Raw genomic sequence first — 20046 nt, 5'->3', positions numbered from 1 at the left:
CTGCGACCACCGGCACAATCAGTTGACCCTGTCGAGCACCAGGACGGGGTACAGCTCGGTCCAGCCGTCCGTCGGCACGAGCGCGGCCAGCTGCTTCGCCTGCTCGGGCGTGGCGGCGGTGAAGCTGTAGAACCCGGTGACCACCTCGCGGGTCTCCCCGAACGGGCCGTCCGTGAACAGCGGGGCGCCGCCGTCCTGCGGGGTGATCTTGGTGGCGGCGCTGACCGGCTGCAGAGCGTTCGAGGCGAGGATCTTCTCTCCGGCCGCGACTACCGCATCCTGGAACGCCCGGTGGCCGGCCATCCCGGCCTCCCACTGCTCTTCTGTCATCGAGGTCGGGTCCCAGTTCGGTTCCCTGATGAGCAGGACGTATTCCTCCGACATGATGTCTCCTTGCTTCTCGCGCTCGCGCGCAGCGGATGTGAACACCACTACGACGTCAGTCAACCGCGGAAATCGACAGCCCGCCGAACTTTTTCAGAAGGAGATTCCGGCTCCGGATGCACGAAACTCCGTTCGGACGGAGAATCCCGCGGCGTGGCGCGCGGGTTCTCCGTCCGAACGGAGTGCAGCGTTCGGGTCCGGTCAGGACTCGGTGATGTCGATCTCCTGCATCAGGTCGGCGTTGATCGCGACCTTGACCTTCTCGAGCAGACCCTCCGGGATGCGCGAGTCGACCGTGAGCACGCTGAGCGCCTTGCCTCCGGCCGACGTGCGGGCGATCTGCATGCCTGCGATGTTGATCTCGGCCTCGCCGAACTCGTGGCCGTAGACCGCGACGATGCCGGGGCGGTCGTCGTAGACCATGACGATGAGGTGCTCTGCGATCGGGACCTCGACGTCGTAGCCGTTGATCTCGACGACCTTCTCGATCTGCTTCGTGCCGGTGAGCGTGCCGGACACCGACACCTGCGAGCCGTCGCTGAGCGCGCCGCGCAGGGTGATCAGGTTGCGGTACTCCTCGCTGACAGAGTCGGTGATGAGACGCACCTCGATGCCGCGCTGGTCGGCGAGCAGGGGGGCGTTCACGTAGGAGACGGTCTCGCTGACGACGTTGGTGAAGATGCCCTTCAGCGCCGCGAGCTTGAGGACGCTGACGTCGTAGTCGACGAGCTCGCCGCGCACCTCGACGTCCACGCTGGTGAGCGGGCTGTGCGCGAGGCCGGAGAACACCTGGCCGAGCTTCTCGACCAGCGGGATGCCGGGGCGCACGTACGGGTCGATGACGCCGCCTGCGACGTTGACCGCATCCGGGACCAGCTCGCCGGACAGCGCGAGCCGCACCGACTTGGCCACGGAGACACCCGCCTTCTCCTGCGCTTCGTCGGTGGATGCTCCGAGGTGCGGGGTGACGACGACGTTCTCGAGCGCGAGCAGCGGCGAATCGGTGGGCGGCTCGGTGACGAACACGTCGAGCCCCGCGCCGGCGATGGACTTGGTGGAGAGGGCGCGGTAGAGCGCGTCCTCGTCGATCAGACCGCCGCGGGCCACGTTGACGATGAACGCGGTCGGCTTCATCAGCGCGAGCTGGTCGTCGCTGATCATGCCGGTGGTCTCCGGTGTCTTCGGCATGTGGATGGTGATGAAGTCGGCCTCGGCGAGGAGCTCGTCGAGCGTGACGAGCTGCACGCCGAGCTGCTGGGCGCGCGCGGACGTGACGTACGGGTCGAAGGCGATCACCTTGGTGCCGAACGCCTGCAGGCGGGCCGTGATGAGCGCGCCGATGCGGCCGAGGCCGATGATGCCGACGGTCTTCTCGTAGACCTCGGTCCCGGTGTACTTCGATCGCTTCCACTGCCCCTGGGCGAGTGCGTTGTGCGCGGCGGGGATGTGGCGGGCGAGGCTCAGGATGTGGCCGACGGTGAGTTCGGCGGCCGAGATGATGTTGGAGGTCGGGGCGTTCACGACCATGACGCCGGCGTTGGTCGCCGACTTGATGTCGACGTTGTCGAGCCCGACGCCAGCGCGGGCGACGACGCGCAGCTTGGGGGCTGCGCCGATGACCTCGGCGTCGACCTTGGTCGCTGAACGCACCAGGATGGCGTCGGCGTCCGCCACGGCGGAGAGCAGCGCTGGACGGTCGGTGCCGTCCACGGTGCGGATGTCGAAGTCCGGCCCGAGGGCGTCGACGGTGGCGGGCGAAAGTTCTTCGGCGATCAGCACGACCGGCTTTGTCACGTGGCAGTTCCTTACAGAGTTGCAGAGGCTGGCTTGGGAGAAAGCGCCACAGGTCATCGGGGCGCGGATCGCCTCAACTCTACCGGCTGCGCGGGAGCTCCTTTCGCCGCGTTACGCGGCGTTCCCGGCGCCGCCTGCGCGCGGGCCGCGCATCCAGCAGGTCGCTGGACAGTGCAGACTGGGAAGCGTGACCGCCTTCGATATCGCCCAGCTCGTCGTGCGGATCGCACTGGCCTGCGTCTTCATCGGGATGGGTGTGCTGCACTTCGTCCCGGGCCCAGCACGCGGAATGGCGGCGATGATCCCGCCCAGGATGCGCTGGAGCGGCCCGCTCTCCCCGAAAGTGCTGGTCGCGTTCACCGGGGTGTGCGAGCTGGCGGGCGGCATCGGGCTGCTGGTGCCTGCGACCCGTGTCGCAGCGGCGATCTGCCTGGTGATCTTCCTGGTGGCGGTGTTCCCCGCGAATGCGTACGCAGCGCGCCACCCCGACCGGTTCGGCGCGTTCGGCACGCCGCTCGTGCCGCGCCTGCTGCTGCAGCTGCTGCTCATCGCGCTGTGCGTGTTCTGCGCGCTCTGATCAGCGCGAGGCGAAGCGCCCAGGGCCGCGGCCTCAGCGCGCTCCGAGCCGCCCCTCGACCGCAGCGACGACAGTGGATGCGCGGCTGACGTCGCCCGCCACCGCCGCGCGCAGGCGAGCGCCGGGCGTCCCCAGCACGAGTTCTCGGCGCAGCGCGAGCGCCTGGATCTCGACCAGGCCGATCAGCGCCACCGCCGCGATCCGCGGCTCAGGGTCGTCGGCGGCATAGCCGTAGCGGCGCGCGAGCAGTCCGCTCGCCTGGACGACCAGAGTGTCGAGCTGTTCGCGCTGGTGCGCGCGCAGCGACGCGGTCTCGGCGATCAGGTCGCCGAACCTGGCGGTCTTCCTGTACGCCTCGCGCGGATCCGGCTGAGCGTCGATCCAGGCCGTGAGGCGTCCGAGCTCGCCGTCGAGCATGGCAGCGACCGCTGCGGAGGCGGGTGCCGTCTGGTCCTCCAGGGCACGCTGGAGACCGGCGCTGGTGGCATCGCCACGGTCGAGCAGCAGCGCCTCCTTGCTCGGGAAGTAGTTGAAGACGGTCTTCTCTGAGACGCCGCAGGCCCGGGCGATCTCCGCGACCTGGACCGCGTCGAAGCCCCGCTCGACGAACAGCTCGGTGGCCGTGTCGGAGAGCAGGCGGCGCATCCTGCGCTTCTTCTGCTCGCGCAGGCCGAGCTTCTTCCCTGCGTCGTCGTGCTCCCAGACCACCGTTCGATCGCTCACCCGATGATTTTACAGCAACACGATTTATACTGTGACTGTAATTATGTGAAGGAGTGCCATGTCCATCCTCATCGTGGTCAGCATCGTGCTCGTCGCCCTGGTGGTCGGCGTCTACTGGGGACCGTGGATCGCGCTGACCCGCACGATCGCGACCTTCGAGCCCGCCGTGCTGCTGCCGCTCGTCCGCCGACTGAGCGCCAACCTGGCGCCCGTGATGACGCTGCTCATGCCGCTCACGCTTCTGTCCACCATCGCGGTCGTCGTGGTGGCGGCGTTCGGACAGCCGGCGACCCTGATCCTGGCCGGCATCGCGTTCGTGCTCCTCGCGCTCACCCTCGTCGTCACGATGACGGTCGAGGTGCCGATCGTGAAGTCCATCGAGACCTGGACGGTCGACACGCTGCCCGCCGACTGGCAGGAGCGCCGCGACCGGTGGGTCTCGTTCCACCTGCTGCGCGTGGTGCCAGGCGTCGCAGCCCTGGCGCTGCTCGCCGTGGCTGCGGTGGTCTCCCCGGCCTGACGCGCGGGCTCAGCCCGCGGCCGCGATCGCTTCGCGCACGACCGCCGCGTCAGTGACGTCGTACGCCGCGTCACCCCCGCCTGGGCCGGACGGCGACCCGGTGACGGTGGTGCGCGCCGACAGGTGGACCGCATCCACGCCCGTGACCGCGATGGCGGCGATGTCGGCGACGCTCACTCCCCCGCCCGCCATGATCTGCACACGACCGGCCGACTCCGCGCTGAGGGCGGCGAGCATCCCGACGCCGTCGACGCTGCGCGATGCTCCGCCCGAGGTCAGGATGCGCCGGACGCCCAGCGAAGCGAGGGCGTCGAGCGCGCCGAGCGGGTCGGGAACGATGTCGATGGCGCGGTGGAAGGTCACGTCGAGGGCGCCCGCGGCCTCGACGAAGCGTGCGACGGCGTCCGTGTCGACAGCGCCGATGCCGTCGAGCGCGCCCACCACGACCCCGGATGCTCCCGCCTCCCTGGCGAACCGGATGTCGGCCACCGCGAGCTCCACCTCGTCAGCGTCGTAGACGAAGCCACCGGCGCGCGGCCGGATCAGGACGTGCACGAAACCGTCGCGTCCCGCCGATGCGGCCTCCTCGACCGCCGCCTGGATGAGGGCGGCCGACGGAGTGAGGCCGCCGACGCCGAGCGCGGAGCACAGCTCGATGCGGTCGGCTCCTGCCTCGAGGGCGACGCGTACGCCCGCCCTGTCCTGGACGGCGATCTCGACGGCGAGTCGACGGGACACGGAACCTCCGAAATGATCAAGCCGACGCGGACCGGCGGCCGGGAAAGACAGAAGAGGTGCCGACCTCCGCGCGGGCGGAAGCGGCACCTCTCCAGACTAGCCAGTCGGTCGCTCAGGCGACGATCAGCGGGCGACCTCGCCATCCACGTAGTCGTCGTCGTTCGACGCATTCCAGGCGAACAGCTTGCGCAGCTCGCGGCCGGTGGCCTCGATCGGGTGCTGCTCGCCCTTCTTGCGGAGTGCGAGGAACTCGGGAGCCCCTGCGTCCTGGTCGGCGATGAAACGCTCGGCGAACGCGCCGGACTGGATGTCGGCGAGAACGGCCTGCATGTTCTCCTTGACGTGCGGGTCGATGACGCGCGGGCCGGAGACGTAGTCGCCGTACTCAGCGGTGTCGGACACGCTCCAGCGCTGCTTGGCGATGCCGCCCTCCCACATCAGGTCCACGATGAGCTTGAGCTCGTGCAGCACCTCGAAGTATGCGACCTGCGGCTGGTAGCCGGCCTCGGTCAGGGTCTCGAAGCCGTACTGGACGAGCTGCGAGACGCCACCGCAGAGAACGGCCTGCTCACCGAACAGGTCGGTCTCGGTCTCCTCGGTGAAGGTGGTCTTGATGCCGCCTGCGCGAAGGCCGCCGATGCCCTTGGCGTAGCTGAGGACGAGGGGCCACGCGTTGCCGGTGGCGTCCTTCTCGACGGCGACGATCACGGGAACGCCACGGCCGGCCTCGTACTCGCGACGCACGGTGTGGCCTGGGCCCTTGGGTGCGACCATGATCACGTCGACGCCCTCAGGCGCCTCGATGTAGCCGAAGCGGATGTTGAAGCCGTGGCCGAAGACGAGCGCGTTGCCATCTTCGAGATTCGGCTGGATGTCGTCGGCGTACAGGTGACGCTGCACCTGGTCGGGCGCGAGGATGACGATGACGTCCGCCCACTTCGCTGCGTCCGCGGCGCTCAGGACCTGGAAGCCTGCCTCTTCGGCCTTGGGCTTCGACTTCGAGCCCTCCTTGAGGCCGATGACGACCTCGACGCCGGAGTCGCGGAGGTTCTGCGCGTGCGCGTGACCCTGCGAGCCGTAGCCGATGACGGCGACCTTCTTGCCCTGGATGATCGACAGGTCTGCATCGTTGTCGTAGTAGATCTCAGCCACTGGTGGATTCTCCTTGTTCGTGTGGTTCTGCAGTGAGTCGTTCGTCGCCCGGACAGGCGAGTTGAATCTCTCGTCGCCCGGACAGACGAGTTAGTTCTTGAAGACGCGCTCTGTGATGGACTTCGAGCCGCGCCCGATCGCGAGGAGGCCGGACTGCGCCATCTCCTTGATCCCGTACGGTTCGAGCACCTTGAGCAGCGCCTGGGTCTTTCCGCTGTCGCCCGTGACCTCGATGACGAGGGCGTCCGTCGCCACGTCGACGACGCGGGCGCGGAACAGGTTGACGGCTTCGAGCACCTGCGAGCGGGTGGTGTTGTCGACGCGCACCTTGATCAGCAGGTGCTCGCGCTGCACGGACTGCGCAGGGTCGAGCTCCACGATCTTGATGACGTTGATCAGCTTGTTGAGCTGCTTGGTGACCTGCTCGAGCGGGAGGTCTTCCACATCCACCACGACGGTGATGCGGGAGAGGCCGTCGACCTCGCTCGTACCGACCGCCAGAGACTCGATGTTGAAGCCGCGGCGGGCGAACAGGCCTGCGACGCGGGTCAGCAGACCCGGCTTGTCCTCGACGAGGAGGCTCAGAACGTGCGTGCTCATGGTTACTCCTCTCCGAAGGCCGGGCTGTGGTCGCGGGCGTACTGGACGTAGCTGTTGCTGACGCCCTGCGGGACCATCGGCCAGACCATGGCGTCCGCGCTCACGACGAAGTCGATGACCACGGGGCGGTCGTTGGTCTCCAGCGCGAGCTTGATCGCCGCATCCACCTCTTCCTCCTTGGTGACGCGGATGCCGAGAGCGCCGTACGCCTCTGCCAGCTTCACGAAGTCGGGGACGCGCACGGTGTCGTGGCCGGTGTTCAGGTCGGTGTTGGAGTACCGGCCGTCGTAGAACAGCGTCTGCCACTGCCGCACCATGCCGAGCGACGAGTTGTTGATGATCGCGACCTTGATCGGGATGTTGTTGATCGTGCAGGTGGCGAGCTCCTGATTGGTCATCTGGAAGCAGCCGTCGCCGTCGATCGACCACACGACGCGGTCGGGCTGGGCGACCTTGGCGCCCATCGCGGCCGGCACGGAGTACCCCATCGTGCCGGCGCCGCCGGAGTTGAGCCAGGCGTTGGGGCGCTCGTACTTGATGAACTGCGCTGCCCACATCTGGTGCTGGCCGACTCCCGCGACGTAGACGCCTTCCGGCCCGGTCAGCTCGCCGATCCGCTTGATGATGTGCTGCGGGGCGAGCAGGCCGTCCGTCGTCGGGGCGAAGCCGAGCGGGAACTCCTCGCGGAGCCCGTTCAGGTACGTCCACCACTCGACCGTGTCCGGTGCGTGCTCTTTCGTTGCCTCCGTGAAGGCGGCGGTCAGATCGACGATGACGTCTTTGGCATCGCCGACGATGGGCACGTCTGCGATCCGGATCTTGGAGATCTCAGCCGGGTCGACATCGACGTGGACGACTTTCGCGTTCGGGGCGAACAGCGAGGTGTTGCCGGTGACGCGGTCGTCGAACCGCGCTCCGAGCGACACGATGAGATCCGCCTCCTGCAGCGCGAGCACGGCGGGAACCGTGCCGTGCATCCCCGGCATCCCGAGGTGCTGCTTGTGCGAGTCGGGGAAGGCGCCACGGGCCATCAGCGTCGTGGTCACCGGCGCACCTGTGACCTCGGCGAGCTCGAGCAGCTCCTGGGATGCGCGGGACCGGATGACGCCGCCGCCCACGTACAGGATGGGCTTCTTGGCCTCGGCGAGCAGCTGTGCCGCCGCGAGGATCTGCTTGCCGTGCGCCTTGGTGATCGGCCGGTAGCCCGGCAGGTCCAGCTTGGGCGGCCAGATGAACGGCACCGTGTTCTGCTGCGCGTCCTTGGTGATGTCGACGAGCACGGGACCTGGGCGGCCCGTTCCTGCGATGTGGTACGCCGCAGCGATGGTCGCCGGGATGTCCTCCGCGCTCTTCACCAGGAACGAGTGCTTGGTGATCGGCATGGTGATGCCGACGATGTCGGCCTCCTGGAAGGCGTCCGTCCCCATCAGTGTGGAGAAGACCTGACCGGTGATGAACACCACGGGGACGGAGTCCATGTGCGCGTCCATGATGGCCGTGACGAGGTTGGTCGCGCCAGGGCCGGAGGTGGCCATCGCCACGCCGACCTTGTTGCTCGACGATGCGTAGCCCTCTGCGGCGTGGCCCGCTCCCTGCTCGTGCCTGACCAGGATGTGACGGATCTTGGTGGAGTCCATGATCGCGTCGTAGATGGGGAGGATGGCCCCACCTGGGAGCCCGAAGACGTCGGTGACGCCGAGGAGCTCCAGGGTGCGGACGACGGACTGCGAGCCCGTCAGTGATTCGGGCGACGCCTTTCCAGGCGTCGCGGATGGCAACACGGTACTGGGAGAACTAGGTTCCGAGGACATGTGTGGGCGAGTCCCTTACGTACGAAACGGATGATGCGAGGAAGCGGAGCTACCCCGTGACCGCGCCCTCCGCTGCGGAGTGCACGAGCTTGGAGTACTTCGCGAGGACGCCACGGGTATAGCGCGGGGGAAGAGGCGCCCAGCCTTCACGGCGGGCGGTCAGCTCTGACTCGTCGACAAGTAGGTCGAGGGAGCGAGCCGCGATATCGACCCGTATCAGATCACCATCGCGCACGAAGGCGATGGGACCTGCGTCCACCGCTTCGGGTGCTATGTGGCCGATGCACAGGCCGGTTGTGCCGCCTGAGAATCGTCCGTCCGTCAATAGTAGTACATCCTTGCCCAGGCCCGCGCCCTTGATGGCCGCGGTGATGGCGAGCATCTCGCGCATCCCCGGCCCGCCCTTGGGGCCCTCGTAGCGGATGATGACGACATCGCCCGCCTTGATCGTTCCCTCGGTGAGCGCATCCATGGCTCCGCGTTCGCGCTCGAACACGCGAGCAGGACCCTCGAACACCTCGGCGTCGAAGCCGGCCGTCTTGACGACAGCGCCCTCCGGGGCGAGAGAGCCCTTGAGGATGGTGATGCCGCCGGTGGCGTGGATGGGGTTGTCGAGCGAGCGCATGACCTCCCCGTCCGGAGCAGGCGGGTTGATCTCGGCCAGGTTCTCCGCGACGGTCTTGCCGGTGACGGTGAGGCAGTCGCCGTGCAGCAGGCCGGCGTCGAGCAGAGCCTTCATGACGACGGGGACGCCGCCGTGGCGGTCGACGTCGTTCATGACGTACTTGCCGAACGGCTTGAGGTCGCCGATGTGCGGGACCTTGTCTCCGATGCGGTTGAAGTCGTCGATCGTGAGGTCGACCTCCGCCTCGCGGGCGATGGCGAGCAGGTGGAGCACGACGTTGGTCGAGCCGCCGAACGCCATCGCGACGGCGATGGCGTTCTCGAACGCCTTCTTGGTGAGGATGTCGCGCGCCGTGATGCCGAGCTTCAGCAGGTTGACGACGGCCTCGCCGGAGCGGTGGGCGAAGTAGTCGCGGCGACGGTCGGCCGACGGCGGCGCCGCGGAGCCGGGAAGGCTCATGCCGAGCGCCTCGGCGACGGAGGCCATGGTGTTCGCGGTGTACATGCCGCCGCAGGCGCCCTCGCCAGGGGCGATGGCGCACTCGATGCGCTTGAGGTCTTCCTCGCTCATCTTGCCCGCCTTGCAGGCGCCGACCGCCTCGAAGGAGTCGATGATCGTGACGTCTTTCTCCGTGCCGTCCGAGAGCTTGACCCAGCCGGGCGCGATGGAACCGGCGTACAGGAACACCGCAGAGAGGTCGAGGCGCGCTGCGGCCATGAGCATGCCGGGCAGCGACTTGTCGCATCCCGCGAGCAGCACGGTGCCGTCGAGACGCTCCGCCATCATGACGGTCTCGACGGAGTCGGCGATGACCTCACGCGAGACGAGCGAGAAGTGCATGCCCTCGTGGCCCATCGAAATGCCGTCGGAGACGGAGATGGTGCCGAACTGCAGCGGGTATCCCCCGCCGGAGTGCACGCCCTCTTTCGCCCCCTGCGCGAGGCGGTCGAGGGACAGGTTGCACGGGGTGATCTCGTTCCAGGAGCTCGCGATTCCGATCTGCGGCTTCTCCCAGTCGGCGTCGCCCATTCCGACAGCCCGAAGCATCCCGCGGCTCGTGGTTGCTTCGATTCCGTCGGTGACGACGCGCGAACGCGGTTTCCAATCGATGTCAGGCATGGATCAACTCTAGGACGTCCCAGATGCTGCTCTGAACATATGTCCCAGGTCTGTGGAGAAGCCGCTGAACGGTCAGGCTGCGGAGGAACTGCGTGCGTCGGCGAGCAGCGTCAGCATGGTCGCGACGGCGTTCTCGTCGGACAGGCGGAACTGCGCGGCGGTCTCCCCCTCGCCCACCTTGATGCCGACGTCGCCTGCACCCGGCCGGAGCACGGCGAAGCCGTCCTCGTCCGTCACGTCGTCTCCGGCGAACAGCACGGCCGTCGCCTTCGTGTACTCGCGCAGTCGCTCGATGCCGTCGCCCTTGTTGGCGCCGCGCACCGAGAACTCGATGATGTCCTTGCCGTCGCGGATGGTGAGGTCGTCGCTGACGGACGCCGCGGCAGCGTACGCAGCCTCGACGGCCTTCGCGCCTTCGTCACCGTCGAGCAGCCGGTAGTGCACCCCGAATCCGACCGGCTTCGTCTCCAGTCTCGTGCCTGGAATGGATTCGACGAGCGCGCCGAGCACGTCCCCGAGCTTCTGCAGGGTCTCCTGCTCCGTGACGCTGAGGTCGAGGGAGACGCCGTCGCGGCCGAACCGGATCTCGACGCCGTGCGAACCGATCAGGAGCGCGTCGGCGTCGGCCTCCGTCACGATCTCGAGGCTGGAGAGCGGCCGGCCGGAGATGTACGCGACCCAGGTGTTCGGCAGCGCCTCCAGGCGGTCGAGCGCCTCCTTGGCCTGCGGGAGCATCCTGGCCGCCTTCGGCCGGTCGACGAACGGGGCGAGCGTGCCGTCGAAGTCGAGCGCGAGGAGCATCCGCTCCGTCGAGGCGAACGCGCGGAGGGCGTCGACGAGGGCGACGGCGGAGGCGGACGGTGTTGCGGGGGCGGTGTCTGTCATGCTGCTTTCTCTGGTCGTGCGTGTCGCCCTGCACGGGCGCGAGGTCGGTGGATGCGGCTCAGCGCCTGTTCACGGGCGGGTTTTGCAGCGGGTGGTCACCGTGGGCGCTGCGGGTGAGCGCGTCGAGGAACGAGGCCGACCACTTGGCGACGTCGTTGGTGAGGACGCGCTTGCGCAGGGCGCGCATCCGCCTGGTCCTCTCGCGCTTCGGCATCGCGATGGCCTGCTGGATGGTCTCCTTCAACCCTTCGATGTCGTGCGGGTTGATGAGGAGGGCCTGGCGGAGTTCGTCGGATGCCCCGGCGAACTCGCTGAGCACGAGCACGCCGTCGTCGTCCGCTCTGGTGGCGACGTACTCCTTGGCGACCAGGTTCATCCCGTCGCGGAGGGCGGTCACGAGCATCACGTCCGCTGCGAGGTAGAGGGCGACCATCTCCTCGCGCGGGTAGCCGTGGTGGAGGTATGCGATGGCGGTGTGGCCGAGCGTGGAGTAGTCGCCGTTGATGCGGCCGACCGTCAGCTCGATCTCGTCGCGGAGCTGCATGTACGTCTCGACGCGCTCCCTGCTGGGGCTCGCGACCTGCACGAGGGTGACGTGCTCCGAGTCGAGCTTCCCCTCCGCCAGGAGCTCGCCGAACGCCTTCAACCGGTGCCCGATGCCCTTGGTGTAGTCGAGCCTGTCGACGCCGAGCAGGATCTTCTCCGGGTTGCCGAGCTCTTCCCTGATCTGGCGGGCGCGCTCCTGGATCTCCGGCCGCTTGGCCATCTCCTGGTAGCGCTCGGCGTCGATCGAGATCGGGAACTGCCTGGCGAGGACGGTGCGCGCCAGGCCGCCGTGCTTGTTCGTGGTGACGTGGCGGTGCGACCCTGCATCCGGATCGTCCGTGTCGATCGGCACCTCGATGATCGGGCCGCGCGTCTCGTAGCCCTTGAGCCGCCGGACGGCGCGGGAGAAGTTGCCAGCGTCTGCGACGCGCTGGAAACCGATCACGTCCGCTCCCAGCAGCCCGTCGATGATCTGCCTGCGCCACGGGAGCTGCGAGTAGATCCCGTACGGCGGGAACGGGATGTGGTTGAAGAAGCCGATCACCAGGTCGGGTCGCTGCGCACGCAGCATGGCGGGCACGAGCTGGAGCTGATAGTCGTGCACCCAGACCACCGCACCCTTGGCCGACACCTCGGCGGCCGCATCCGCGAACCGCTGGTTGACCTTGACGTAGGTGTCCCACCACTCGCGGTGGAAGCTCGGCTGGGCGATCACGTCGTGGTAGAGCGGCCAGAGGGTGTCGTTCGAGAAACCCTCGTAGTACTCCTGCAGGTCCTGCTCGCTGAGCCGGACGGGAAGGATGTTGATCCCGTCGGCTTCGAACGGATCGATGTCCTCGTCCGCGACGCCCGCCCAGCCGATCCAGATGCCGTCCTCCGCCCGCATCACGGGCTCCAGTGCGGCGACGAGTCCCCCGGGCGACGGCCGCCAGCTCGCGGTGCCGTCGTCGTCGGTGACCCGGTCGACGGGGAGCCTGTTGGAGACGATCACGAGTTCGTACGTCTCGGACTCCGCGGTGGATTCGGTGGTCGTGGAGGAGCTTGGGTGGGGTGTGATGGTGTGTCCAATCCGTCTGGGTCGCGGCCATTGCGCACTGTATGCCAGGGTACCAGCGTGTTCTAGCCCCACCCAGGGCGCCTGTGCGCCGCCGGCGTTCTCCGGGCGGTCATGCGGCGTTCAGGCCCCGTGGGTACAGTGACGCGCGTGATGCGAATCGGCATGAGCACGTCGTGCGTCTACCCGCTCGGGGTCGAGGACGGCTTCCGCTACGCGGCGGAGGCCGGTTTCGACGGGGTCGAGGTGATGGTCACCCGCGACGAGACCACCCAGTCGCCGGATGCGCTGCTCACCCTGTCAGGCCGGTACGGGATGCCCATCCTCTCCGTCCACGCGCCCGTGCTGCTGCTGACGCACTTCGTCTGGGGGCGCGACCCGCAGGTGAAGCTGCAGCGGTCGGCGGAGCTGGCGGCGTCGGTCGGCGCGGACACGGTGGTCGTGCATCCTCCGTTCCGCTGGCAGTCGGGATACGCGGAGGACTTCCTGGCGATCGTGCGCGAGACCGCGGCGGCGAGCGGCACGGAGATCGCCGTGGAGAACATGTTCCCGTGGAAGCTCGCCGGGAGGGCGCTTGGCGCGTACTCCCCCGGCTGGAATCCGGCGGCCATGGACTGCGACGCCGTCACTCTCGACTTCTCCCACGCCGCCCTCAGCAACGTCGACTCTCTCGCGCTGGCCACGGAACTCGGCGACCGCCTGCGGCACGTGCATCTCTGCGACGGCTCAGGCCCCCTGGACGAGAACCGCGTCTTCGACGAGCATCTGCTGCCTGGTCACGGCGGCGAGCCGGTCGCCGAGGTGCTCAGGATGCTCGCCGACCGCCGCTGGTCAGGCAGCATCGTCGCCGAGGTCAACACCCGTAAGGCACGCACGGACGACGAACGGCTCGGGATGCTCGGGGAGACGCTCGAGTTCGCCAGAGCGCACACCGGGTCGACTACTGCGCCTTCCCCAGCGTCCTGATCAGCGCGCTCGCGTACTCCCGGTAGCCGGCCGCGGTGGGGTGGAACGCGGCGAAGCCCGTCGTGTTGACCCACGGGGTCTTGTTGCCGATGCCGTGTCCGTCGAAGTTCACGCCGAGGAACATCATCGGCACGCCCTTGGCCCGCTGCTCGTCCACCGCCGTGCGGATGACCTCGTTGAGGCCGACGGTCGCGGCGTTGATGGCGGCCGCCAGCCCGAAGTCCGGGGCGTTCGGGTCGGAGGCGTCGTACATGAGCGCGTAACCGGTGACGACGATGCGCGCGTTCGGCGCCGCCTTCGCGACGGCGGTGTAGACCGCATCCAATCGGTCGGGCAGGACGTTGAGCAGCGACAGTGCCGAGGACAGCTCGTTCCGGCACGGGATGGCCTTGCCTGCTGCGCAGTCGCTGGCGATGTCGGCGACGCCGAGGTCGTTGCCGCCGATGCTGAGGGTGACCAGATCGGTGCGGTCGTCGAGGGCGATGAGCTGACGCTTCAGCAGGTCGGAGGTGGTCGCGCCGCTGCACGATGCGTTCGCGATCAGGTCGACACCGGACTCCTCCGCGAAGACGTCCGGGTAGCTCTTCGGACTGCTGACGCACCGGCCGGTCTCGTCCCCTGCGCCCATTCCGGCGGCGAACGAGTCACCGAGTGCCACATAGCGCGTGTCCGGCGTCAGCGGCTCGTCGGGGAACGGATCGACGGTGGGCGTGGGTGTCGGCGTCGTCTCCTGGCGGAGAGGCGCCCCTGCACGGATGCCGTCGTCGCCGCCGGCGTTCGCCGACCAGGCGATGGCGGCTCCCCCGGCGAGCGCGCAGACAGCGACCACGGCGATGATCGGGATGACGATGGCTCTGCGTCGCATCCGGTCTACGTTACCTGCGCATTCTGGGGGCGGGCTCGATGCACGCCGTGCTGCGGCTCAACGCGGTGTGCGAACTGCGGCAGGCGCTCAGACGCGCTCTGTCAGCGCGAGCAGCACCGCCGGCACGCTCGCGGAGAGCCGTTCAGGGAAGGTGCGCTCGTCTCCGGAGAGCAGCGCGCGCGCCTCGCCGTTCGCGCAGAGCTCTGCGATCACGCGGACCGCTTCCTCCGGGGCGATGGTGAAGCGGCGGTGGGCGGTCTCGAGCGCTTCCACGACGATGTCTGTGAGCTGGGCGAAGAACGCATCCTGCGAGTGGAGGAAGTCGGCGGAGATCGCGGGATCGCGGAGCGCGAGCAGCAGGAACTCGGTCTGCACCAGCCACCAGCGGCGGTCGTCTGACTGGAGTTCGAGCACCTTGGTGATGATCTCGACGACCTCGTCGTCTCCGAGGGCCGCGGTGTCGTCCTCGTTCGGCACCACGTACTGCGCGACGCCGGCCCTCAGCTGCTGGATGCGCATCGACATCTCGCGCTCCATCAGGGCGAAGAACAGCTCCTCCTTGGTGGAGAAGTTGGAGTAGAACGCGCCGCGGGTGAAGCCGGCGGCCTCCGTGATCATCTCGACGCTGGCGGCGTGGACGCCGTGCTCGGCGAAGATGTCGAACGCGGCGTCGAGCAGGCGGGACCTGGTCTTCTGGCGGCGCGCGGACTCGGCCGGCGCTTCCTCTCTGAGAGCTGTCGTTTCCAAGCTGAAACCTTCCTGAACTGAGTTCCGGATACACCAGTGTATCCGATACATTCGGGTATCGGATACGACGGTGTATCGAACCCCACTGCCTCACTCTTCACCCGATTATCTAGGAGAACGCGTGTCCTCGATTCTGTATTCGATCGGCCGCTGGGCGTTTCGCGCCCGCAAGCTGGTCGTCTCCCTCTGGATCGTGCTCCTCGTCGCCCTCGGCGGCGGCGCTGTGCTGTTCAACCAGGGCACGGACAACTCGTTCAGCATCCCCGGCACAGAGTCGCAGGAGGCGCTCGACACGCTCAGCCGCACCTTCCCGCAGGTCAGCGGCACCTCGGCGCAGGTCGTGGTCGTCGCACCGAAGGGCGATTCCGTCACGGACGCGGGGGTCAAACAGCCGGTCGAGGACACCGTCGCGCAGCTGAAGAAGCTCGATGGCGTCTCCGGCGTCACCGATCCGTACAGCGACCAGGTCAAGGGCTCCATCTCCGACGACGGCTCCGCCGCCATCGTCACCGTGCAGCTGAAGGGCCAGATCACCACGGTCCCCTCCGACACCAAGACCGACCTGCAGGATGCGGGCACCGCGCTCCAGAAGCAGCTTCCGGCCGGGTCGCAGGTCGCCGTCGGCGGGCAGCTCTTCTCTCAGAGCCTGCCCACCCTCAGCCTCACAGAGCTGCTCGGCGTCGGCATCGCGCTCGTCGTGCTGGTGCTCACCTTCGGCTCGTTCCTGGCCGCAGGGATGCCGCTGCTGACCGCTCTGCTCGGGGTCGGGTTGTCGATGGCGCTCATCTTCATCGCCACCCTGTTCGGGCCCATCTCGTCCACGACGCCGCTGCTCGCGCTGATGCTGGGGCTCGCGGTCGGGATCGACTACTCGCTGTTCATCATCTCCAGGCATCAGAGCCAGTTGAAGGCCGGGGTCGATCCGGAGGAGTCCGCCGCGCGGTCGACGGCGACGGCGGGGTCGGCCGTGCTGTTCGCAGGGATCACGGTGATCATCGCGCTGCTCGGGCTGTCGGTGGCGAACATCCCGTTCCTGACGACGATGGGCGTCGCCGCAGCAGCAGCGGTCGCCGTTGCCGTGCTCATCTCGCTGTCGCTGACGCCTGCGCTGCTGGGGTTCGCGGGGGCGAGGATCACGCCGGGCCGTCGAGCGGCCAAGCGGGCAGCGCGGCGCGCGGCGAAGGCGGCAGGCGCATCCGGAGCCGCCGTCGACACGACCGTGGCCGCAGCAGAGCCCGCGGCCGGCGTATCCGCGCCGACGCTCGCGCACGCGGCCAAGGCCGACGTTCCTCCTGGGTTCTTCCGCGGCTGGGTGCGCACCGTGACCAGGTTCCCGATCGTCACGATCGTGGCCGTCGTCGCCGTGCTCGGCATCGCCGCCATCCCTGCCGCGCAACTCAGGCTCGCCCTGCCGGACGCCGGCTCGCACGCCGAGGACGACCCTGCCCGCATCGCGTACGACCTCATCTCCGAGCACTTCGGCCCCGGATACAACGGTCCGCTGATCGTCACAGGCTCGATTATCTCCAGCACGGACCCTGTCGGCCTCATGACGAAGATCGGCGACGAGCTCGCCGACATGCCCGGTGTGGCGGCCGTGCCCCTCGCCACGCCCAACCAGACGGCGGACACCGGCATCGTGCAGGTCATCCCGACCACCGGCCCTGACTCGGAGAAGACGGCGCAGCTCGTCTCCGACATCCGCGCCAAGCACCAGCACTTCCTCGACGAGTACGGCGTCGACCTCAAGGTCACCGGCAACACCGCGGCGCAGATCGATGTCTCCGACCGGCTGGGCGGCGCCCTGCTGCCGTTCGGCATCCTCGTCGTGGGACTGTCGCTCGTGCTGCTGACGATGGTGTTCCGTTCGATCGCTGTTCCGATCAAGGCAGCGCTCGGCTACCTGCTGTCGGTCGGTGCCGCCTTCGGAGCGGTGACGGTCGTCTTCGAGTGGGGCTGGCTGTCGGATGCGCTCAACGTCGCCAAGACCGGCCCGGTGATCAGCTTCATGCCGATCATCCTGATGGGCGTGCTGTTCGGGCTGGCGATGGACTATGAAGTGTTCCTGGTCAGCCGCATCCGCGAGGACTACGTGCACGGCGGGAACGCCAGGCGCGCCGTCGAGAGCGGGTTCGTCGGCTCCGCGAAGGTCGTGACGGCCGCCGCGATCATCATGATCTCGGTCTTCGCAGCGTTCGTGCCGGAGGGCGACACCTCTATCAAACCGATCGCCCTGGGGCTTGCCGTCGGCGTCTTCGTCGATGCGTTCATCGTGCGGATGACCCTGGTGCCCGCCGTTCTCAAGCTGCTCGGCGACAAAGCCTGGTGGATGCCGCGCTGGCTCGACCGCATCCTGCCGTCTTTCGACGTGGAGGGCGACGGCCTGCAGAAGGAGCTCGACCTGGCCGACTGGCCGGAGCCGGGCGGGCGCTACATCGCCGCTGCTGACGGCCTGGCGATCAGTGCGAAGAGGCGTCGCCTGTTCTCCGACGTCTCGTTCCGGATCTCGGACGGCGACGTGCTCGTCGTGCACGGCGACGACCGCACGGCGTCCCTCGCGCTGCTCATGGCGATCACCGGGCGCACGAAGCCGGACGCCGGCACGATCAAGGTCGCAGGCCTCGCCCTGCCGACCAGGGCGGCCGGGGTGCGCTCCCGCACCGCCGTCGTCCGACTCGGCGCGACGGAGACCCCCGTCGACGATGTGAGGAGAGCCTTGGCCGGCCACCCGCAGGTGCTGGCGATCGACTCCGTCGACGCGATCACGGATCCGGTGGAGCGCAGGCGCATCCGGTACGAGCTCTCCGACGCCGTGAACCGCGCGCGGATCGAGGAGCGCCCGTTCGCGCTCGTCGTGAGCGTGGTCGACCCCGCCGGTCTCGACGACGTGCTGCCGGACAGCGTCGACCCCACCTCGATCGTCGTGACGGACCAGCTCGACCACGATGGCGAGCACACCGTCCGCCAGCACACGGCGCCTGCGCACACCGCGGCAAGCATCACAGACAGCACGACAGACAGCACCACTGAGAAGGCGATCGTCCGATGACCACCCCGACCTCCCAGCTCCGCCGCCCGCGCTCCCTGTTCTCCCTCGAACGGATGCGCACCGATCGGCGCGTCACCTGGCTCACCATCGCCGGACTGCTGCTGGTCCCGCTCGTCATCGGCGGCCTGCTCGTCTGGGCGCTGTGGAACCCGACAGACCGGCTCAGCGACGTGAAGGCCGCCGTCGTCAACCTCGACCAGCCCGTGCAGATCAACGGCCAGACCGTGCCGCTCGGCCGCCAGCTCTCCGCCGGCCTGCTCAACGGCAAGAGCGACAACTACAGCTGGGTGCTCACCGACCAGAAGGATGCGGACGCCGGGCTCGCCGACGGAACGTACGTCTCGGTCGTCACCATCCCCAAAGACTTCTCGAAGGCCGCCACCTCCCCGTCGGGTTCCGCCGCCGACGCCGAGCAGGCGACCATCGACGTGCAGACCAGCGAGAAGTCCAAGCTGGTCGACCCTGCGATCAGTCAGGCGGTCACCACGACGGCGACCTCCGTGCTGAACAAGCAGCTCACCTCCACCTACCTGGAGAACGTCTACGTCGGCTTCAACACGCTGCACGACCAGATCGCGAAGGCGGCCAGCGGAGCGACGGAGCTATCGGGAGGGGTGTCGCAGCTCGCGGCGGGTGCGCACCAGCTCGGCGACGCATCCACGCAGCTGGCATCGGGCGCATCCTCGCTGTCGAGCGGCGTCGGCCAGCTCTCGGACGGCGTCTCGTCGCTCGCGGGAGGTCTGACGACACTGCAGCAGCAGACGGCCGCCCTTCCCGCCCAGACCCAGCAGCTGGCCGCCGGCACCTCCGGCGTGGCCGGCGGCGTGAACGCGACCGTCGCCGGGCTGCAGAAGCTCGCGGCAGGGTGCACGGCCGTGCACGGCGCGGCAGACCCGATCTGCGCCGGGCTCCAGCAGACCATCGCAGGGATGACCACCGGTCAGGGCGGCAACCCGAGCCTGGTGGATGCGGCCGGTTCCGTCGCCACCGGGACGCAGCAGCTCGCGGCGGGGATGCCGGCGCTCACAGCAGGGATCGGACAGAGCGCGTCCGGCGCGAATCAGCTCGCCTCCGGAGCAGCGCAGTCGGCGTCGGGCGCATCGCAGCTCGCCGGCGGAGCGCAGCAGCTCGCCACCGGCGTGACCGGGCTGGCGACAGGGGCGGACCAGACGAGCGCAGGCACCGCGTCCCTCGCTTCAGGGCTCACCGAGGCGACGGCCAAGCTGCCGAGCTACTCCAGCGACGAGCGCTCCAACCTCGCCACCGTCGCGTCGCAGCCGGTGACGCAGAAGTCCACGGACACAAGCGGGTTCGGCCAGTCGAGCATCCCGCTGTTCGGCGCTGTCGCGCTGTGGCTCGGTGCGCTCGCGACCTTCCTGGTGCTGCAGGCGGTGTCCCGCAGGGCGATCCTCACCACCAGGGCATCCGGCAGGATCGCCCTCGACGGCTTCCTTCCCGCTGCCGCGATCGGCGCCGTGCAGGGCGTTTTCGTGGCGGGCATCATGCAGTTCGCGCTGTCGCTCGATGTCGGTCACTGGTTCGGGTTCGCCGGCGTCGCGATGGCCGTCGGGGTGGCCTTCGCTGCGGTGAACCACGGGCTCGTGGCGCTGCTCGGCGGCATCGGCCGGTTCGTGTCGATGCTCGTCGTCGTGGTGACGCTCGCGGCGGGGATCGTGTCGACCGTGCCAGGGTTCTTCACCAGCGCGATGCAGTGGTTCCCGACCTCGGCGGCGATCACGGCGTTCCGCGGTGTGGTGGAGTCGACGGACGGGGTCTGGCGTGGCCTCGGCGGTCTGCTGCTCTGGGCGGCCCTCGGCTTCGCGCTCTCCCTCATCGCCGTCGCCCGCAAACGCATCGTCCGCGTCGCCCAGCTCCTCCCCGCCGAGTAGTC

17 protein-coding genes are annotated in these 20046 nt (G+C 68.5%); 5 read left to right on the top strand and 12 right to left on the bottom strand.

Going from position 1 to position 20046, the window contains the following annotated elements:
- Window positions 1–18 precede the first annotated feature (18 nt).
- A complete protein-coding gene (locus tag ASE16_RS07055) occupies window positions 19–384 on the bottom strand; it encodes a YciI family protein (RefSeq protein WP_157480181.1) in 366 nt (121 codons plus the stop codon).
- A gap of 201 nt (window positions 385–585) precedes the next feature.
- Entirely contained in the window at window positions 586–2178 is a 1593-nt protein-coding gene (gene serA, locus ASE16_RS07050) for a phosphoglycerate dehydrogenase (protein ID WP_055892802.1), read from the bottom strand.
- 187 nt (window positions 2179–2365) lie between these two features.
- Here serA and ASE16_RS20080 point away from each other — a divergent pair, with 187 nt between their 5' ends.
- Window positions 2366–2755 carry a DoxX family protein gene (locus ASE16_RS20080; RefSeq protein ID WP_055892799.1) on the top strand — a complete coding sequence of 130 codons (390 nt, stop codon included), beginning with the start codon at window positions 2366–2368 and terminating at the stop codon, window positions 2753–2755.
- A gap of 33 nt (window positions 2756–2788) precedes the next feature.
- Here ASE16_RS20080 and ASE16_RS07040 read toward each other — a convergent pair whose 3' ends face one another.
- Window positions 2789–3478 carry a TetR/AcrR family transcriptional regulator gene (locus ASE16_RS07040; RefSeq protein ID WP_200949587.1) on the bottom strand — a complete coding sequence of 230 codons (690 nt, stop codon included), beginning with the start codon at window positions 3476–3478 and terminating at the stop codon, window positions 2789–2791.
- A 58-nt stretch (window positions 3479–3536) separates the two neighbouring features.
- On the opposite strand from ASE16_RS07040, the gene ASE16_RS07035 reads away from it, so the two are divergent.
- Window positions 3537–3998: an anthrone oxygenase family protein gene (locus tag ASE16_RS07035; RefSeq protein WP_055892797.1), complete on the top strand. Its 462-nt coding sequence runs from the start codon at window positions 3537–3539 to the stop codon at window positions 3996–3998.
- Between the two features lie 9 nt (window positions 3999–4007).
- On the opposite strand, the gene ASE16_RS07030 is transcribed toward ASE16_RS07035, so the two are convergent.
- The 7 genes from ASE16_RS07030 to otsA form a co-directional block, all read right to left on the bottom strand.
- Window positions 4008–4736, bottom strand: a complete 729-nt coding sequence (locus ASE16_RS07030) for a copper homeostasis protein CutC (protein ID WP_055892793.1) — start codon at window positions 4734–4736, stop codon at window positions 4008–4010.
- 123 nt (window positions 4737–4859) lie between these two features.
- The gene (gene ilvC, locus ASE16_RS07025) at window positions 4860–5888 is read right to left on the bottom strand and encodes a ketol-acid reductoisomerase (protein WP_055892789.1); all 1029 of its coding nucleotides are present in this window, start codon (window positions 5886–5888) and stop codon (window positions 4860–4862) included.
- A gap of 90 nt (window positions 5889–5978) precedes the next feature.
- Entirely contained in the window at window positions 5979–6488 is a 510-nt protein-coding gene (ilvN, locus tag ASE16_RS07020; protein WP_055892785.1) for an acetolactate synthase small subunit, read from the bottom strand.
- A 2-nt stretch (window positions 6489–6490) separates the two neighbouring features.
- The gene (locus ASE16_RS07015) at window positions 6491–8299 is read right to left on the bottom strand and encodes an acetolactate synthase large subunit (protein ID WP_235500405.1); all 1809 of its coding nucleotides are present in this window, start codon (window positions 8297–8299) and stop codon (window positions 6491–6493) included.
- Window positions 8300–8348: 49 nt separating this feature from the next.
- Window positions 8349–10043 (bottom strand): dihydroxy-acid dehydratase, encoded by a 1695-nt coding sequence (ilvD, locus tag ASE16_RS07010; RefSeq protein WP_055892776.1) that lies wholly within the window; start codon window positions 10041–10043, stop codon window positions 8349–8351.
- A 72-nt stretch (window positions 10044–10115) separates the two neighbouring features.
- On the bottom strand, window positions 10116–10928 hold the full coding sequence (gene otsB / locus ASE16_RS07005; RefSeq protein WP_055892773.1) for a trehalose-phosphatase: 813 nt from the start codon (window positions 10926–10928) through the stop codon (window positions 10116–10118).
- Between the two features lie 58 nt (window positions 10929–10986).
- Window positions 10987–12465, bottom strand: a complete 1479-nt coding sequence (gene otsA, locus ASE16_RS07000) for an alpha,alpha-trehalose-phosphate synthase (UDP-forming) (RefSeq protein WP_321164239.1) — start codon at window positions 12463–12465, stop codon at window positions 10987–10989.
- 213 nt (window positions 12466–12678) lie between these two features.
- Here otsA and ASE16_RS06995 point away from each other — a divergent pair, with 213 nt between their 5' ends.
- The gene (locus tag ASE16_RS06995; RefSeq protein WP_082581347.1) at window positions 12679–13494 is read left to right on the top strand and encodes a sugar phosphate isomerase/epimerase family protein; all 816 of its coding nucleotides are present in this window, start codon (window positions 12679–12681) and stop codon (window positions 13492–13494) included.
- On the opposite strand, the gene ASE16_RS06990 is transcribed toward ASE16_RS06995, so the two are convergent.
- Window positions 13469–14359, bottom strand: coding sequence for an SGNH/GDSL hydrolase family protein (locus ASE16_RS06990; RefSeq protein ID WP_082581292.1), 891 nt, complete (start codon window positions 14357–14359; stop codon window positions 13469–13471). The two genes, ASE16_RS06995 and ASE16_RS06990, sit on opposite strands and share 26 nt — an antisense overlap.
- 87 nt (window positions 14360–14446) lie before the next feature.
- Window positions 14447–15106 (bottom strand): TetR/AcrR family transcriptional regulator, encoded by a 660-nt coding sequence (locus ASE16_RS06985; protein WP_235500404.1) that lies wholly within the window; start codon window positions 15104–15106, stop codon window positions 14447–14449.
- Window positions 15107–15227: 121 nt separating this feature from the next.
- Between ASE16_RS06985 and ASE16_RS06980 the strand changes: the two genes are divergently transcribed.
- Together ASE16_RS06980 and ASE16_RS06975 are read left to right on the top strand one after the other, a co-directional pair.
- Window positions 15228–18155 (top strand): MMPL family transporter, encoded by a 2928-nt coding sequence (locus ASE16_RS06980; protein WP_082581291.1) that lies wholly within the window; start codon window positions 15228–15230, stop codon window positions 18153–18155.
- Window positions 18152–20044: a YhgE/Pip domain-containing protein gene (locus tag ASE16_RS06975; protein ID WP_082581290.1), complete on the top strand. Its 1893-nt coding sequence runs from the start codon at window positions 18152–18154 to the stop codon at window positions 20042–20044. The genes ASE16_RS06980 and ASE16_RS06975 overlap by 4 nt, the downstream gene beginning before the upstream one ends.
- The last annotated feature ends 2 nt before the right edge of the window (window positions 20045–20046 follow it).

The organism is Leifsonia sp. Root227 (assembly GCF_001428745.1).
Classification (GTDB): Bacteria; Actinomycetota; Actinomycetes; order Actinomycetales; family Microbacteriaceae; genus Leifsonia.
This window is presented reverse-complemented; position numbering and strand designations above follow the sequence as displayed.

Bases quoted from the DNA above. Each gene is read 5' to 3' on its own strand.
- ASE16_RS06990 (WP_082581292.1), bottom strand. From the start codon at position 14,359: ATGCGACGCAGAGCCATCGTCATCCCGATCATCGCCGTGGTCGCTGTC.
- ilvD (WP_055892776.1), bottom strand. From the start codon at position 10,043: ATGCCTGACATCGATTGGAAACCGCGTTCGCGCGTCGTCACCGACGGA.
- ASE16_RS07015 (WP_235500405.1), bottom strand. From the start codon at position 8,299: ATGTCCTCGGAACCTAGTTCTCCCAGTACCGTGTTGCCATCCGCGACG.
- ASE16_RS06975 (WP_082581290.1), top strand. From the start codon at position 18,152: ATGACCACCCCGACCTCCCAGCTCCGCCGCCCGCGCTCCCTGTTCTCC.
- otsB (WP_055892773.1), bottom strand. From the start codon at position 10,928: ATGACAGACACCGCCCCCGCAACACCGTCCGCCTCCGCCGTCGCCCTC.
- ilvN (WP_055892785.1), bottom strand. From the start codon at position 6,488: ATGAGCACGCACGTTCTGAGCCTCCTCGTCGAGGACAAGCCGGGTCTG.
- ASE16_RS07035 (WP_055892797.1), top strand. From the start codon at position 3,537: ATGTCCATCCTCATCGTGGTCAGCATCGTGCTCGTCGCCCTGGTGGTC.
- ASE16_RS07055 (WP_157480181.1), bottom strand. From the start codon at position 384: ATGTCGGAGGAATACGTCCTGCTCATCAGGGAACCGAACTGGGACCCG.